The organism is Teredinibacter waterburyi (assembly GCF_001922985.1).
Classification (GTDB): domain Bacteria; phylum Pseudomonadota; class Gammaproteobacteria; order Pseudomonadales; family Cellvibrionaceae; genus Teredinibacter; species Teredinibacter waterburyi.
The window spans coordinates 37,172-53,337 of the sequence record NZ_MRUH01000125.1; the positions used below are offsets into that span (position 1 = coordinate 37,172).

16 protein-coding genes are annotated in these 16,166 nt (G+C 46.9%); 7 read left to right on the plus strand and 9 right to left on the minus strand.

Annotation, left to right across the window (positions count from 1 at the left end):
• The first annotated feature begins 240 nt into the window (after positions 1 to 240).
• The 4 genes from trxB (at position 241) to infA (ending at position 3,360) form a co-directional block, all read left to right on the plus strand.
• Positions 241 to 1,188, plus strand: a complete 948-nt coding sequence (gene trxB, locus IDZ20_RS10465; RefSeq protein ID WP_188151388.1) for a thioredoxin-disulfide reductase — start codon at positions 241 to 243, stop codon at positions 1,186 to 1,188.
• 162 nt (positions 1,189 to 1,350) lie between these two features.
• Positions 1,351 to 2,175 (plus strand): leucyl/phenylalanyl-tRNA--protein transferase, encoded by an 825-nt coding sequence (gene aat, locus IDZ20_RS10470; RefSeq protein WP_188151389.1) that lies wholly within the window; start codon positions 1,351 to 1,353, stop codon positions 2,173 to 2,175.
• Positions 2,123 to 2,842: an arginyltransferase gene (locus IDZ20_RS10475; RefSeq protein WP_188151390.1), complete on the plus strand. Its 720-nt coding sequence runs from the start codon at positions 2,123 to 2,125 to the stop codon at positions 2,840 to 2,842. Before aat ends, IDZ20_RS10475 begins: the two co-directional genes overlap by 53 nt.
• A gap of 299 nt (positions 2,843 to 3,141) precedes the next feature.
• On the plus strand, positions 3,142 to 3,360 hold the full coding sequence (gene infA / locus IDZ20_RS10480) for a translation initiation factor IF-1 (RefSeq protein WP_011468168.1): 219 nt from the start codon (positions 3,142 to 3,144) through the stop codon (positions 3,358 to 3,360).
• 100 nt (positions 3,361 to 3,460) lie between these two features.
• On the opposite strand, the gene clpA is transcribed toward infA, so the two are convergent.
• Together clpA and clpS are read right to left on the minus strand one after the other, a co-directional pair.
• Positions 3,461 to 5,761: an ATP-dependent Clp protease ATP-binding subunit ClpA gene (clpA, locus tag IDZ20_RS10485; protein WP_188151391.1), complete on the minus strand. Its 2,301-nt coding sequence runs from the start codon at positions 5,759 to 5,761 to the stop codon at positions 3,461 to 3,463.
• A gap of 100 nt (positions 5,762 to 5,861) precedes the next feature.
• The gene (gene clpS, locus IDZ20_RS10490; protein WP_188151392.1) at positions 5,862 to 6,239 is read right to left on the minus strand and encodes an ATP-dependent Clp protease adapter ClpS; all 378 of its coding nucleotides are present in this window, start codon (positions 6,237 to 6,239) and stop codon (positions 5,862 to 5,864) included.
• A 236-nt stretch (positions 6,240 to 6,475) separates the two neighbouring features.
• Here clpS and cspD point away from each other — a divergent pair, with 236 nt between their 5' ends.
• On the plus strand, positions 6,476 to 6,748 hold the full coding sequence (cspD, locus tag IDZ20_RS10495; RefSeq protein ID WP_188151393.1) for a cold shock domain-containing protein CspD: 273 nt from the start codon (positions 6,476 to 6,478) through the stop codon (positions 6,746 to 6,748).
• Positions 6,749 to 6,917: 169 nt separating this feature from the next.
• On the opposite strand, the gene IDZ20_RS10500 is transcribed toward cspD, so the two are convergent.
• Positions 6,918 to 9,146: an NADP-dependent isocitrate dehydrogenase gene (locus tag IDZ20_RS10500; RefSeq protein ID WP_188151394.1), complete on the minus strand. Its 2,229-nt coding sequence runs from the start codon at positions 9,144 to 9,146 to the stop codon at positions 6,918 to 6,920.
• A 294-nt stretch (positions 9,147 to 9,440) separates the two neighbouring features.
• Here IDZ20_RS10500 and IDZ20_RS10505 point away from each other — a divergent pair, with 294 nt between their 5' ends.
• Together IDZ20_RS10505 and IDZ20_RS10510 are read left to right on the plus strand one after the other, a co-directional pair.
• The gene (locus IDZ20_RS10505) at positions 9,441 to 10,034 is read left to right on the plus strand and encodes a pseudouridine synthase (protein ID WP_188151395.1); all 594 of its coding nucleotides are present in this window, start codon (positions 9,441 to 9,443) and stop codon (positions 10,032 to 10,034) included.
• Positions 10,031 to 10,495 (plus strand): NUDIX hydrolase, encoded by a 465-nt coding sequence (locus IDZ20_RS10510; protein WP_188151396.1) that lies wholly within the window; start codon positions 10,031 to 10,033, stop codon positions 10,493 to 10,495. The genes IDZ20_RS10505 and IDZ20_RS10510 overlap by 4 nt, the downstream gene beginning before the upstream one ends.
• A gap of 328 nt (positions 10,496 to 10,823) precedes the next feature.
• Here the strand turns inward: IDZ20_RS10510 and dmeF are convergent, their stop codons facing one another.
• From dmeF to IDZ20_RS10540, 6 genes are all read right to left on the minus strand, one after another.
• On the minus strand, positions 10,824 to 11,849 hold the full coding sequence (gene dmeF / locus IDZ20_RS10515; protein WP_188151397.1) for a CDF family Co(II)/Ni(II) efflux transporter DmeF: 1,026 nt from the start codon (positions 11,847 to 11,849) through the stop codon (positions 10,824 to 10,826).
• 22 nt (positions 11,850 to 11,871) lie between these two features.
• Entirely contained in the window at positions 11,872 to 12,348 is a 477-nt protein-coding gene (locus IDZ20_RS10520) for a DUF3465 domain-containing protein (RefSeq protein ID WP_188151398.1), read from the minus strand.
• A 112-nt stretch (positions 12,349 to 12,460) separates the two neighbouring features.
• Positions 12,461 to 13,951: a sensor histidine kinase gene (locus tag IDZ20_RS10525; RefSeq protein WP_188151399.1), complete on the minus strand. Its 1,491-nt coding sequence runs from the start codon at positions 13,949 to 13,951 to the stop codon at positions 12,461 to 12,463.
• Positions 13,944 to 14,666 (minus strand): response regulator transcription factor, encoded by a 723-nt coding sequence (locus IDZ20_RS10530; protein WP_188151400.1) that lies wholly within the window; start codon positions 14,664 to 14,666, stop codon positions 13,944 to 13,946. Before IDZ20_RS10530 ends, IDZ20_RS10525 begins: the two co-directional genes overlap by 8 nt.
• Positions 14,667 to 14,692: 26 nt before the next feature.
• The gene (locus IDZ20_RS10535; RefSeq protein ID WP_188151401.1) at positions 14,693 to 15,424 is read right to left on the minus strand and encodes a spondin domain-containing protein; all 732 of its coding nucleotides are present in this window, start codon (positions 15,422 to 15,424) and stop codon (positions 14,693 to 14,695) included.
• 8 nt (positions 15,425 to 15,432) lie between these two features.
• Positions 15,433 to 16,140 carry a spondin domain-containing protein gene (locus IDZ20_RS10540; RefSeq protein ID WP_188151402.1) on the minus strand — a complete coding sequence of 236 codons (708 nt, stop codon included), beginning with the start codon at positions 16,138 to 16,140 and terminating at the stop codon, positions 15,433 to 15,435.
• Between the last annotated feature and the right edge of the window lie 26 nt (positions 16,141 to 16,166).

Consider the following 16,166-nt stretch of genomic DNA (forward strand, 5'->3'; position numbering starts at 1 on the left):
CAGCTGGTGCAGCGGCGCGTATTGTACCTGTAATTGATTGTACCTGTATTTGCTTGCGAGAAATCGGCTTGGATTACAAACCTAACTAGAAATATTGCTATTACCTATTAAAAACATTGATGTCATTGCGTAGAATAGCGGCATCGACTTCTTTAAGATGCGCTTCAAACCGTAAATTGAAGCGCCATATCTCGCCAGTTTGGCGATAAATTTAACTATTCACCATTGGATGATCACTTTATGAGCGAAGCCAAGCATTACCCGCTAATTATTCTAGGTTCAGGCCCCGCGGGATACACTGCAGCTATTTACGCCGCGCGCGCAAACTTAAAGCCCGTTGTTATCACCGGTATGCAACAAGGTGGTCAACTAACCACCACCACTGAAGTTGAGAACTGGCCAGGCGGTGTTCACGATCTGCAGGGGCCAGACCTTATGGTTCAAATGCAACAGCACGCAGAGCGTTTTGAAACCCAGATACTGTTCGACCACATCCACGAATGCGACCTCAACAGCACACCGAAGAAGCTTGTTGGCAATGAAACGTACACCTGTGACGCCTTGATTATCTGTACTGGTGCATCTGCCCAGTATTTAGGTTTAGAGTCCGAGCAGACTTTTATGGGCAAAGGCGTTAGCGCTTGTGCGACCTGTGACGGGTTCTTTTACCGAGACCAGAAAGTTGCTGTTGTCGGTGGTGGTAATACGGCTGTAGAAGAAGCCTTGTACCTCTCCAATATCGCCAGTGAGGTGACCCTGATTCACCGTCGCGATAGCCTCCGCTCCGAGAAAATCTTGCAGGATCGCCTCTTGGAAAAAGCCAAAAATGGTAACGTCAAACTCATGTGGAACAATACCCTTGAGGAAGTTCTAGGGGACGATACCGGCGTATCTGGCCTACGACTCAAGTCGACCACCGATGGCACTACTCAGGATATCGACGTAAGCGGCGTATTTATCGCTATTGGACACAAGCCAAATACTGATATTTTTGCAGGCCAACTAGAAATGAAAGACGGTTATATTGTTGTAAACAGTGGCCTCAGCGGCAATGCAACCGCAACGTCGGTTAGTGGTGTATTTGCTGCCGGTGACGTTGCCGATCATATCTATCGTCAGGCTGTAACCTCGGCTGGCGCTGGCTGTATGGCCGCCCTAGATGCAGAGCGCTACCTCGATAATCTATAGTAATCGTACCGCTTACTGCATGTTAGACGTAGCGCTAAACAACTAAACTAATGCTCGCTATCAGTTCCACTGGTGGCGAGCATTTTTACTTCTAGACGCTTTTTTCGACGCTTTCTTTTTCACGCTTGCGATACGGAAACTTATTATTAAAGGCGATTCAGTATGACCCAACTGCATTGGCTAGCAGAGGATAATAACGAATTTCCGCCAACGAAAAACGCATTGGACGACCCTAACGGTTTGCTCGCTGTTGGCGGGGACCTATCGCCGGAACGTCTTATCGCGGCATATAGCAGAGGGATATTCCCCTGGTTTAGCGAGGGCCAGCCACTCCTGTGGTGGACGCCCAGTCCACGTATGGTATTGCTCCCCAAAAACGTCCATTTCGGCAGAACACTGCGTAAATTACTGCGTAAGCGTCAATTTACGATAACCGTTGATACCGCATTTGAATCGGTGATGAGACAGTGCGGCACGATTGATCGACGCGATCAGGACGGGTCTTGGATTACAGAAGAAATGGTTGACGCCTACTTAGAGCTACATAGCCGCGGTATCGCGCACTCTGTCGAGGCTTGGCAGGATGGCGAGCTGGTCGGTGGTTTATACGGCGTAGCGCTAGGCAGAGCCTATTTTGGCGAATCGATGTTTAGCTTGGCAAGCGGCGCGTCGAAAGCCGCATTTTCAGCTCTAGTCGTACAATTACTACGCTGGGGCGTGAAGCTTATAGACTGCCAAATAGAAACACCTTACCTTGCATCTTTCGGCGCTTCAGAGATTCCGAGAGATGAATTTGAGCTACGCTTAAATGAGTCATTAAAAACGCCATCAGCCTCAATAGGCGACCTATTGGATAACGACCATCGTGGGCTAAATGATCGTTTCGGTTTACAATCGAGCTGGTCTACTAACTGGGAAATGCCGGAGTACGGATTTGACGAGCATCTCTTCGCTGAAGCTTTACGCAACACAGGCGCATCCCTGTAGCTATTTGGATGGAGCCGAAGCAACAACTGTTTTCATCGACCCCAACGCGGAGATGGATGCGCACCTTTACGGCCAGCTCTCGCACATGGGCTTCCGTCGCAGCGGCCCCCATGTGTACCGGCCAAGTTGCGAGTCTTGCAGCAATTGCATTCCAATTCGTATCGCCGCGTTTAATTTCAAGCCAAGCCGCACTCAAAAGCGCTGTGTAAAAACGAATCAGGATCTTGCCGTATCCGTGGTTCCGAAAATTTATAGCGACGAACACTACGAACTGTACGAACGTTATATTTGCGCGCGCCACAACGACGGTGAGATGTTCCCGCCCTCACGCAAGCAATATTCTGATTTCTTGACCGGCGAATGGGGAATGACCCGTTTTATGGAGTTCAGAGATAGCGACCAAAAACTGTTGGCGGTTGCCGTTGTGGACCTTCTCGAACAGGGTCTTTCAGCTGTTTATACCTACTTCTCACCGGAAGCGGAGGAGCGTAGCCTAGGACGATTCGCGATCTTGTATCAAATTGATCTCGCCCGGCGCTTACAGCTTCCCTTTGTATACCTTGGCTATTGGATTAAAGATTGCCAGAAAATGAACTACAAAACCGAATACCTGCCCTATGAGCTGTTGTTAGATAATAATTGGCGGAGCTTTAAGACGAAGATTTAAGGTAAGGCTTTGAGTGCCAAACGACCCACTAGCCACACAGCGATTAGCTTAATTTTCATACATCGAGATCGATTTTTACCCTCCAAATACGGGTGTTACTTTATAACATTCCGATATTCCCCTTGAAATAGCATTGGTTTAAGTACGATTTCGCCGATATTAACCTCATATCTAATGTTTTCCCGCTATGGCCTTGGCTTCCCGCCTTAATTAGTGCAAAATTGCCGCCTTCAAAAATGACGTAAGACGAAGTCATAAACCTTATCCAACTTACGAGCCACTTTAGAGGTTGCTGCCGAATGGCAAAAGAAGACAATTTTGAACTTGAAGGCGAAGTCATCGACACCCTTCCAAACACTACATTTCGCGTAAAGCTAGAAAATGGCCATGTTGTAACGGCACATATTTCCGGCAAGATGCGTAAGAACTACATTCGAATTCTGACAGGCGATAAGGTTAAAGTCGAAATGACACCTTACGATCTGAGCAAGGGCCGTATTACTTACCGCGCCCGCTAGGATCTAACCTTTTATAAAAGCCAAAAAAAACCCCAGATAGCTGGGGTTTTTTGCGTTTCTATGGGCTGAAATTAATGCTCGGCAAGAACAATCCTACCGGTTAGGTGCACGACTCTTCAGCTTTGCTGGCGGGGGCCTCTAGGCGCGGCACAACCACAATACGGTCATCTCGCACCTCAATACTAACAACCCCACCCTTGTCGGCTAACACACCAAACAGCACCATTTCCGCAAGCGGCTTTTTAACTTTTTCTTGGATTATTCGAGACATGGGACGAGCGCCCATTTTCTCGTCATAACCATTGATAGCTAGCCAATCGCGCGCGTCATCAGTGACTTCCAGCGTGATCTTTTTATCGTCCAACTGTGACTGAAGCTCCATCAAGAACTTATCCACGACGGTCTTTATTACATCGAGGGTCAAGCTACCAAACTGCACAATTGCATCTAAACGGTTTCTAAACTCTGGCGAGAAAGAGCGTTTAATCGCCTCCATACCATCTGTAGAGTGATCCTGTTTAGTGAAGCCAATAGACGAGCGACTCATGGTTTCTGCGCCGGCATTGGTAGTCAAAATAAGCACTACATTACGGAAATCCGCTGAACGCCCATTATTGTCGGTCAAGGAGCCGTGATCCATTACCTGAAGCAGCAAATTAAACACGTCTGGATGGGCCTTTTCGATTTCGTCGAGCAGAACCACACAATGCGGCTGTTTAGTCACAGCTTCGGTTAACAAGCCACCCTGATCGAAACCAACATAGCCTGGAGGCGCGCCAATGAGGCGTGAAACCGTATGTCGCTCCATGTACTCGGACATATCAAAGCGCAATAGTTCTACGCCCATGGCCTTCGCAAGCTGCTTACAGAGCTCGGTTTTACCGACACCCGTGGGGCCCGCAAACAAGAAGGAGCCAATCGGCTTTTCGTGATTGGTTAAGCCCGCACGGGACAATTTAATGGCAGACCCAATTGCGTCGATCGCTTCGTTTTGCCCAAACACGGTCATACGTAAGGTGTCTTCGAGTTTGGCTAACAGCTCCTTATCCGAGGACGACACAGTTTTAGCCGGTACACGGGCTATTTTCGCAATTACCTGCTCGATGTCTTTTACACCGATGACCTTTTTACGCTTAGACTCAGGCTGTAACTGCTGATAAGCGCCCGCCTCGTCAATAACATCAATAGCCTTGTCTGGCATATAGCGATCGCTAATGTACTTAGCCGCTAACTCGGCGGCTGTTTTAAGCGCGGTATCGGTATATTTAAGGTTGTGGTGTTTTTCAAAGCGTGACTTAAGACCTTTTAATATCTTATAGGTATCTTCGACCGAGGGCTCATTTACATCGATTTTTTGGAAACGGCGAGAAAGCGCACGATCCTTATCGAATATGCCACGGTATTCTTGGAAAGTGGTTGAACCAATACACCGCAGATCACCGCTAGTAAGTAATGGTTTGAGCAAGTTTGATGCATCCATAACGCCACCTGATGCTGCTCCAGCACCGATAATGGTATGAATTTCATCAATAAAAAGAATCGCACCTTCTCGTTTTTTGAGCTCGGCAAGCAGCGCTTTAAAGCGCTTCTCGAAGTCGCCACGGTATTTTGTTCCGGCAAGTAGCGAGCCTAAATCGAGCGAATAAACGACACTCTTCTCTAGGATTTCAGGAACTTCGCTGTCGACAATTTTCTTCGCAAGCCCTTCGGCTATGGCGGTTTTACCAACGCCACTTTCCCCAACTAATAAAGGGTTATTTTTACGTCGACGCGCAAGTATTTGCACAACGCGCTCAACTTCAAGCTCACGCCCAACCAGCGGGTCAATGCGTCCACTCTTTGCCAGTTCGTTAAGGTTGGTTGAATAGGCGTCTAGGGGGTTCTGACTGCCGCTTTCGCTAAGCCCACCAGACACCTCTTCATCTGTTTGCTCACTGCTACTTTCAATACGGTTTCCCGACCCAGTGACTTTAGAGATACCATGGGTAATGAAATTGACCACGTCAATGCGCGCAATAGTCTGTTGCTTTAGGTAATAAACGGCTTGGCTTTCTTGTTCGCTAAAAATCGCGACAAGTACATTGGCGCCAGTCACCTCATTTTTGCCAGAGGACTGAACGTGAAAAACGGCACGCTGTAAAACGCGCTGAAACCCCAGCGTAGGCTGCGTTTCTCGCTCTTCGTCGTCTTCGGGTATCAAAGGGGTTGTGGAGTCGACAAACTCTGTCAAATCGCGTTTGAGGATGCCTAAATCTGCACCGCAGGCCCGCAGCACACTCGCAGCTGACTCGTTATCGAGTAGAGCCAGCAACAGGTGTTCAACGGTCATGAACTCATGCCGCTTAGACCTTGCGCCTTTAAAGGCGTTGTTTAGGGTGGTTTCTAACTCTTTACTTAGCATGGGCAAGCACCTAAAACCACAGTTTCAACTAAGAGTAATACATCTAAAGTGAACTCAAAGTTTCAACTAACGGATAAAGTTAACTCCATAGTCTCTGACATCAGTCACTACTTCCGTCATCACAGACTTCGATCTCACAAAGCAAAGGATGTTCATTTTCACGGGCAAATTCATTTACCTGAGATGCCTTGGTTTCAGCAACGTCCCGTGTAAACACACCACAAACGCCTTTGCCTTGCGTATGCACTGCTAACATTACGTTTATTGCTTTCTCCTGGTTCATTCCAAAGAACACCTGCAATACTTCTACCACAAATTCCATTGGCGTGTAGTCGTCGTTTAAAAGCACAACCGTGTACATGGGAGGTCGCCGTAATTGCGGCTTTGATTCCTGTACAGCTACACCACCATCGTCGATGAGTTCGTCATCATCGCCGCTGTTATTTAATGTTAGCCGAAGATTTTCATATTTACTCATGGATTACTACAACCGGACAAAACGTTCTAGATTTTAATTTTAACCGAACCAAATGATTCGATACACCTTACACACAAAAGTGTATAAAAACTTGACAATTAGCCCCATGTTGGTTACAAAGTGTGCAATCCGTTCTAATGAAGACGGTTGCTGTATAACAATAAGTACCCATTGCATTGTTACTACCTTTTGTAACGGTAATTGGGATTAAAGCAACATAATAAAGGGACCGAGTTATGCCTACCGGAACCGTAAAATGGTTTAACAACGCTAAAGGGTTTGGTTTTATTCTACCTGAAGAAGGTGGAGAAGATCTTTTCGCCCACTACTCTTCCATCGACATGGATGGATATAGAACACTTAAAGCTGGCCAACCTGTCACGTTTGAAATTGAAAAAGGTGATAAAGGGTTACACGCCAAGCAGATCAAGATTGTGAAGCTCGCTACAGATTCTGAGTCCGCAGCAACCAGTGCAGAAGAAAAAGAGTCAATACTGGAAGAGTCGTAACAATCTAAACCGCCAAATCAACATCAATATATCAGATTAACAAAAGCCTTTATCTTTATGAAGATAAAGGCTTTTTTGTTAATGCTCTTCTATGCTCGGCAACATCCTGACTCTTCCTCCCGACTACTCAAATAACACCAAGTTACCGAGTAGGTTAAGGGAGTAAAGCTTACAGCTGTTCTACGATGGTATTGAGTATACCGCTTGGTCGCATCGCCTGTGCGACTAAACCCGCATTTGGTTTGTAATAACCACCAATCTCCACGCTAACACCTTGAACACTTAAAAGCTCGTGCAAAATAGCGTCTTCGTTACTGCTCATAGCGGCGGCTACACCACTAAAGCGTGCCTTTAAGTCTAGGTCCACTTCTTGCGTGGCCAAAGCCTCAGCCCAAAACATAGCGAGATAAAAATGGCTGCCGCGATTGTCTAACTCACCCGCTTTACGTGATGGCGACTTATTTTCGTCAAGAAATCGTGCGGTTGCTTGGTCTAATGTATCAGCCATCACCTTAGCTTTAGGGTTCGAATTTACGACACTAAAATGCTCGAAGGACGCTGCTAAGGCTAAAAATTCACCTAGCGAATCCCAGCGAAGGTGGTTCTCATCGGTAAACTGCTCGACATGCTTCGGAGCAGAGCCACCGGCACCCGTTTCAAAAAGACCGCCACCATTCATTAACGGCACTACGGACAGCATTTTGGCGCTTGTGCCTAGCTCTAAAATTGGGAATAAATCTGTAAGGTAATCGCGTAGAACATTTCCCGTTACCGAGATTGTATCCTTACCGTCTTTAATGCGCTCTAGTGAAAATCGGGTTGCATCAACGGGAGACAGAATATGAATTTCCAAGCCAGAGGTGTCGTGCTGCGGCAAATAGCGGTTTACTTTTTGAATTAATTGGCGGTCATGCGCTCGGTCTGAGTCCAACCAGAATACCGCAGGCGTAGAGGATGCGCGCGCCCGAGTGACGGCTAGCTTGACCCAATCTTGAATGGGGGCATCTTTTACCTGACACATGCGGAATATATCGCCAGCTTCGACGGCGTGCTGCATTAACACAAGCCCTGCAGCATCGACCACCTGCACGGTGCCAGCTTCTGCAAGCTCGAAGGTTTTATCGTGAGACCCGTACTCTTCGGCTTTTTGGGCCATCAAGCCAACGTTGGGCACGCTACCCATGGTCGTAGGGTCAAATGCGCCATGCTCTTTACAGAATTCTATTGTGGCCTGATATACACCGGCATAACAGCGATCGGGGATTACGGCTTTAGTGTCTTTTTGCTTGCCATCTGGGCCCCACATCTGGCCAGAGCCGCGAATCATCGCCGGCATAGAAGCATCAATAATGACATCGCTAGGTACGTGTAAGTTGGTAATACCCTTATCGGAATTGACCATAGCCAAAGCCGGACGAGTAGCGTAAACGGCCGCTATATCAGCTTCGACCTCAGCTTTTTGGGCTTCAGGCAAACTTTGGATTTTACTGTAAACATCACCGAGGCCATTGTTCGCATCAACACCAAGCTCAGCAAATAAGGCGGCATGCTTTTCAAATACCGGAGCGTAGAAAACTTTTACGGCATGACCGAAGATAATCGGGTCGGAGACCTTCATCATGGTCGCTTTGAGGTGTAAAGAGAACAGCACACCTTCCTGTTTTGCAGCCTCAATTTCAGATGCCATAAAACGGCTGAACGCACTTACGCTCAAGATTGATGAGTCGATAATTTCGCCCGCTTTTAGCGCGAGGCTATCTTTTAGCACTTTTTTCGTGCCGTCTGGTGTCACCAATTGAATCTTGACTGAACCGGCTTCCGCCATAGTTACCGACTGCTCGCTGCCGTAGAAATCACCGGAACTCATAGATGCGACATGGGACTTAGAGTCACTCGACCAAGCCCCCATTGAATGCGGGTTTTTGCGGGCATATTGTTTAACTGAAGGCGGCGCGCGTCGGTCAGAATTACCCTCACGCAATACTGGGTTTACCGCGCTACCTTTAATTTTGTCGTAGCGAGCTTTGGCTTCAGCCTCTTTTTCGTTCTTCGGGTCTTCTGGGTAGTCCGGTAACGCATAGCCTTGAGCCTGCAGCTCTTTTATCGCCGCTTTCAATTGCGGAATGGATGCACTGACATTGGGCAATTTAATAATGTTGGCGCCGGGGGTCTTGGCCAATTCGCCCAACGCACTGAGCGCATCTTCTTGGCGCTGATCTTCGCGGAGGTATTCTGGAAAATTTGCAATGATTCGTCCAGATAACGAAATATCTTTAGTTTCTACGTTAATACTGGATGCTTTAGCGAAAGCTTGAATGATGGGCAGCAAAGAATAAGTTGCCAGAGCGGGGGCTTCATCAGTTTCTGTATAAATAATCGTTGGAATTTCTGTGGACATTCTAATACCTTTGAAAATGGGAAGAACGCATCGCGAAGGACGATCTGCTTTTGGAAGAGCCAAAAAAGAGCGGTGGATTATAGCAGCCTTTACGAACGAAGGTAAGTTGGCGCTTTTTTGCTCAACCCCTATTTTGATTGCAGTGATTAGGCTAGGCTAGCCGAGATGAAAGTATCGTGGCGGTAGTATTTTACGCCGCTAAACGCGTATCCTTATCGCTGCTTTAAAAAAACCTTTTTCAGCCGCACATTGTTCAGCTGTTTCTTTCGTTCCGACAAATACACAGCAATTAAAATGCCTAATTTGATTTTATTAAACAAACCCTTCAACTGCCTCAGTCAATTTACCGATAAAGAGCAACGCCAAACACTTGCCGATCTATTTCCCGATGCAAATAAAATATCCGGTTACTACCCTGCAGGCCGACTTGATTATGATTCCGAAGGGCTGCTACTACTAACAAACAGCGGTGTTTTGCAAAATAGAATTACCAGTCCCGCATTAAAAATGGCAAAGACATATTGGGTACAGGTCGAAGGCCTACCCTCCCCCATAGCAATTGCAAAACTTGAGCGAGGTGTAATGCTTAAAGACGGGCTAACAAAACCAGCGAAGGTAAAAATGATTGCAACGCCTAACCTTTGGGAGCGGTCGCCAGCCGTGCGATATCGCGCAGAAATACCAACTCACTGGCTTGAAATCAGCATTACAGAAGGTCGAAATAGACAGGTGCGAAGGATGACTGCGGAAGTTGGTTTACCAACGTTGCGATTAGTAAGGGCCAGTATCGGTCACTGGAGCCTGGCAAACATTCTTCCTGGTGAGTTTGTGTTTGATACCGTTCACCTGCCAAAAGAAACAATAAGATCTCCGCGAGGCCGAAAATGATTTGGTACCCACATCTAACCGTCGCCACGATTGTCGAGCATGATGGATCATTTCTAGTGGTCGAAGAAGAAATCGTCAGTGAGCAAAAAGCAGGGAAGCTTGTGTTAAATCAACCTGCCGGCCATCTTGATGAAGGCGAAACACTTCAACAAGCGGCGATACGTGAAACACTTGAAGAAACTGGATGGCTGGTAGAGCCTACAGCCGTGTTGGGTGTTTCGCTCTACCCGTCACCCGCCAATGGAATTACTTACCAAAGAATAAGTTTTATTGCTAAAACAGTTCATTACAATAGCGAGCAACCTTTGGATGAAGGAATAGTGCGTGCGGTGTGGATGACACTCGAGGAAGTTGAAAACAACCAAGCACGACTGCGCAGCCCGATGGTACTGGAAGATTTACGCCGTTACTTGGCTGGGGAGCGTTATCCTTTATCACTTATTCAAAGCTTCGGGTTTTAAAGACTGCCCACCTTAATTCAGCAAGGTAGTTAATCTGTTCGCTTAAACACATATAGGCTTATATCTGCAATCCATCTCCTGCGTTTTTCTAAGCCTGTAAAACGCGCAACAAAGCGAATTACGTTACTTAACCACTTGGATAGAAATGTCGGCAAAAACTCTTTACGTCGATAAGTGAACGGACCATAACCTGTACCGTAAAATCGGTAATTTCTAACCCAAAGCCATCGAATATTTTAATAACATTTTTCGGGCGATCACAAATACTGATTACATTTTCGACGGGACTACCCGGCGTTGAGTGTGGCTTTACTGAATTGTGCTTAATCTAGTCACCGCTACGCGAGTTAACTTCAATGGTTACGTGCGCAAGCTCGGTATAATCACTCAAAAGTGCACGATAATGGTTCGCCGGTTGGGGGCTTTCCGTGAGGAGGGAAACGATTGTGGCGTAATGATTCGGACCGACCTTCCATATATGGAGATCAACAATCTCATTATCCGAATCGTTTTCTATTGATGAAGTAATCGCATCAATCTTTTTTCGTTCGATACTCATGTCCAGTAATACCGGTGCAGTCTGCTTAAGCAGTCCATAGGACCAACGGCTGATAATGACGGCGCCGACTATTCCCATAATAGGGTCTAGCCAAAACCAGCCGTAAATTCTACCGAGCAACAATGCAACGATTGCGAGCAATGATGTTAATGCATCGGCTAGCACATGCATGTAGGCGGCTTTTAAGTTGTGGTCGTGTAACTTTTGGTGTTGCTCGACGCCCTCGACAGCATGGTTGTGGTCATGGTTGTGGTCGTGGTCGTGGTTGTGGTCGTGGTCGTGGTCGTGGTTGTGGTCGTGGTTGTGGTCGTGGTTGTGGTCGTGGTCGTGGTCGTGGTGATGATGATCTTTTAATAGAAAAGCACTAAAAATATTGACCAGCAAACCGATTATTGCCACGACAATGGCTTCGTTAAAATGAATATCCTGCGGGCTGAACATCCGCTGCACAGACTCGATCAGCATTACGATGGACACCATTATCAACGCGACCGCACTGGCAAACCCACCTAAAACATTCACCTTGCCCGTGCCAAACGAAAACGCAGGGTTATGTGCATGCTTGCGCGCAAAGCGATAGACAAAAATCGCAATCATAAACGCCGCAACATGCGTACCCATGTGCCAACCATCGGCAAGTAACGCCATAGATCCGTAAATACTACCTGCGACGATTTCGACGATCATGGTAACCAACGTCAAGGCTAAGACATATTCGGTGCGGCGTTCACCTTTGCGATTGGTGACCGAAAAATCGTGATCGTGCTGCGGGCTTGCTTGGCTATAATCGTGCATTTAGATTTCCAGAAAACTAAGTCTATTTGTAAACTACACCGTCGTGTTTTAACCAGCCGTCAATATGGCGTGCGGATGGATCGTGGTGAGTCCAGTGAACAACACCACCCCGGTCGTTCCATTCATATTCACCAAAAAACTCTAAAGTATCATTAACTTTGAGTAGATTTAGACGTTTTGCCAAATCGATATTATGCGCAACTAACACGGTGATGCCACTGCTCAATTTTAGAATAAACTTCTGATGCCGACTGCCTTTATTATCATCGGGCAGTAACTTAACCACTCGACCAACACCAATCACCTGCACATCGCTTAAACGTTTCTCGTATGCCTCTTCAACACTTGAGTAGAGATTATCAAACTGTGAGGATATTTCTTCGGCATGACCCACCTCGCCGCCAGACGTAGGTATTGATTCTGAAGGCAGTGTTCGGTAATTCCAGTAGGAATAAGCTACAGCACAAACAATCAAACCTAAAGCAACCGACTTTCTCATCCCAACACCTTTATATACATTATTCTGTACGTTAAACATTCCAAGTATAGCGATAGTACATCACAGTCTAAAGTTATCGAAGACTTCTCTGTAATTATAGGAGTGTACTGTTTTATGTCGTGCTCAATTCAAATAAAAAGCTCGTACCGCTATTCACAGCACTGCTTACTTTAATACTGGTGCGATGAAGATCTAGGAGTTTCTTGGTGATCGCCAGCCCTAACCCCCCGTTTGCGGTGTTGCCTCGCACACTGTTACAGGCCTTGAAGTGAGGATCGAACACATGAGGTAAATCGTCTGCAGGAATGCCTATGCCGTTATCAGCAACTTCGATCGCAACTGCATGGCCATTTTTCGCCAATCGCACCGTGATAGTTCCACCCTGTTCCGTGTGGCGAAGCGCATTGTCAATCAAGTTTGTAAAAACACGTTCGAGCTTTTCTATATCGCCCACTACACGAAGGCCACTGTCTTTCGGGTATACACTTAGTGTTATCGATTTTTGATCTGCGCTAATTTGAAACTTCTGAAGTACATCCTGAACGAGTTCTGCAATCGCAAATTCCTCGATATTGACCTGCACATCACCACTGTCGAGGTGAGCCAACTCAAATAGCTGCTCGACCAAATTTGAGATTTTATGCGCGCTCTTTTTTGCCGTGGCTATGTAGACGGAACTTTTCTCATCTGCTTGCTCTCCGTATTGCATCTCCCAGGTTTCGAGATAACCGAGCAGCGAGGCTAAAGGCGTTCGCAAATCATGACTCACGTGGGACAGCAACTCTTTGCGCAGCTGATCTACCGTTAGTACTTTATCGTACTGCTCTTGTAGATTTTCTAGGAGCTGTTTAAACGCACTGCCGAGGCTATGAATTTCATTTTGGCTGTTGGGCTGCCAATGCTGGAACAACTCTGCTGCATTGCTAGCGCGCTGACCAAGCGGAACTTGCTGCACTTGCTTAGTAAGCTTCCGTAGCGGGCTTGTAATAAATCCAGTCAACCAGAGCGTTGCGATAAAGGTAAAAACTAAACCGACTGAAAAGAGCAGCAACCCCCATTGCATAGTTTTACTTTGCGCAACCATTCCCGCAATGTCGTCGTAGATTTCGCTACCGAGTATCACGTATAAATAGCCGTCGAGCACACCATTATTATAAATTGCCGACGCCGAGAATACTTTCTCGCGAATATCACTACGGGGATCTTCCCCCCGCAAGGGGTTATCCAAAGGAGCACCAGAGATAAATTTATTGACCGGTACCAAAGAAACTTTATTGCGTTTTATATTGGCCGGGTCGGTCGAGCAAGCCAAGATCTCACCGTCTTTGCCAAGAACATAAAACTCAAAGTTTGGGCCTAGAATCATTAGCTCGTGAAAGGTGTGTTCCGCAGACTCCAAGTTTGGACTGCCGTTTTCAAATAAGAGATAGTTACCCGCAACATGCGCGGCTAAATCTTTATGCATTAGCTGCGTGACTTGCTGATGATACGCTTGCGACGATCGAACGAATAATACAGCAGCCGCACAGCCGACAATTACAAACACAATAAATAGGCTTAACGAAAGTCTGCTATGCAATTTTTGTAAATATACCCTACTCATGAAATTTATACCCTACCCCCCAAACCGTTAGCACATAGCTAGGGTTAGCGGGGTCGATTTCGAGCTTTGAGCGAAGTCGATTAATATGTGAGTTTACGGTGTGTTCGTAACCGGCGTGCTGATATCCCCACACCGCATTCAGTAACTGCTCACGGCTAAACACCTGACCAGGAAAGCTCGCCATATAGAGCAGCAAATCAAATTCTTTTGCAGTAGTCTTTAAGGTCTCACCCCGTATGATGACTTTACGTTTTTGTTTCTCTATGGTGAGCTCGTCGAATTTTAGCGTGTCATTGTTAACGTCCGCTACACCACTTCCCTCTTGATTGAAGACGGATACGCGTCGCAAGTGGGCCTTAACCCTTGCTTGCAACTCACGAACACTAAAAGGTTTGGTTAGATAATCATCTGCGCCCACCTCTAAACCCACTACGCGGTCGGCCTCAGATTTTTTAGCGGTAAGCATAACAATCGGCGTAAATATATCATTGGCCCTAAGTTTCTGGCAGATATTAAGACCATCGATCCCCGGCAACATAATATCCAAGATAATTAGGTCGAACGGTTGAGTAAGCGCTGCTTGTAACCCCGCGGTTCCGTCGAGATGAGCCGTGACCTCATAGTTCATGGATTCGAGATTTAGGGTTACAAGCTGACTAATGTCCTCATGATCCTCAACTAACAATATTTTTGTAGGCTTGGTTAATTCAGACATAGTCGTTTACAGGTCGTTGCTTTTTATCATTGAGTGCGAGTAACGATAACACGCATTGCTGAGTTATCGAAGCGATGAGATTGGTCTAAAATCGAACCGTTCAAGCCGTCGTCTAGACTGACAACGCCCGAATGGCGAGCGACGAAATTGACATCGTCTCGTTCTATATTAAAGCCTTCGCCTGCGGCTGCAGGCCCAGGAATCGTCGCTGCAGTTTCACTGTTTGCCTCGGTGCCAGCATCATATATCGGTGCAACTAACATTAGACTATCGCCGACACTCAGTTGACTGATATCAACACCCGTTAATCCTGCAAAGGCATCGTTGGTATTTACCAGCATCGAAGCTAGAGATAGACGAATCTGGGTGCCATCGCTGAAGCTATTTTCGCTAAGATCGATAGCGATCGTTACCCGATCACTAGGCGCTACTACGGAGGCTCCAACCATATTCACGCTCATTGGGTTTTCACTCACGAGCAGTGACGCGTCCCCTGCTTCCGATAACAGCTCAAGTCCTGCGCTCGCGCTTTCACCTATCGTCCACAGAGTAAATTCACTCTCATGAAAAACCACAACCGGGGGCGATAGCGGTTGGTTGTGTGTGATATTGACGAGTGTAACATCGAAACTGGATACGATTGGACTAGGTGTCGGTGTAGATGTAGGTGTCGTCATGCCACCCTCATCCTTATCGCCACTACAAGCAGAGAGCGCGACGCAAATAATGATGGTAGGTACTGCAAATAACTGCTTCATAATAGCCCCTACTCAACCGTTACTAAAAGTTTCGCAACCGGGTTTAGCCAGCGGTGAATATTACTGGTTAAATCGCTAACGCCGCCATTAAGATCAGAATCGCCGAGTGTGCCACGATGAATATGCACCCTGTCATTGGCCTCGCTAGTTGTAACGCCAGTGCCGTTACTGCCACTATCAGCGCCTGGGTTAGCGGGAATTCCAAGCATGCCCGGTGCACCACTGCCATCCAAAATTAATTCGTTGTTAGCTTCAGTTCCCGCATCGTACGCATTTAAAAACAAAGTGTAAGTTCCGGCCTCGGCTGGAACGGGCCAGGAGTCGACGCCGACGAAACCATCGTTACTGGGCAAGATCATTGCGGTGATCGAAAGTAAATCGTTAACGCCGGTGTCGATACTCATTGTCATCACAGATGACGCCGGAGCCAAAAGACCTTCCGCTGGATTTATAACGCTACTCGCTCCGACAGGCTCTAAGCTTGATACTAAGCCAGATAGATCCCCACCTTCTGCCATGGCTTGCAGTTCTGGTGATGCAGATTCGCCGACGCGAAAAAGTTTTGTGTCGCTACCGTGGGCGGTAATAAGCAGAGGTGTGAAGTAAATAGCTTGCGTTAAATTAGTAATTTTAACGGAGATGGTAGCGGCGAAACTATCGAGTGCTATCGCACTTAGCAACGCTGCAGAGATAAATGAAACTAGGGGTTTTGTCATCGGTCGATCCTCACTGGTTATTGTTG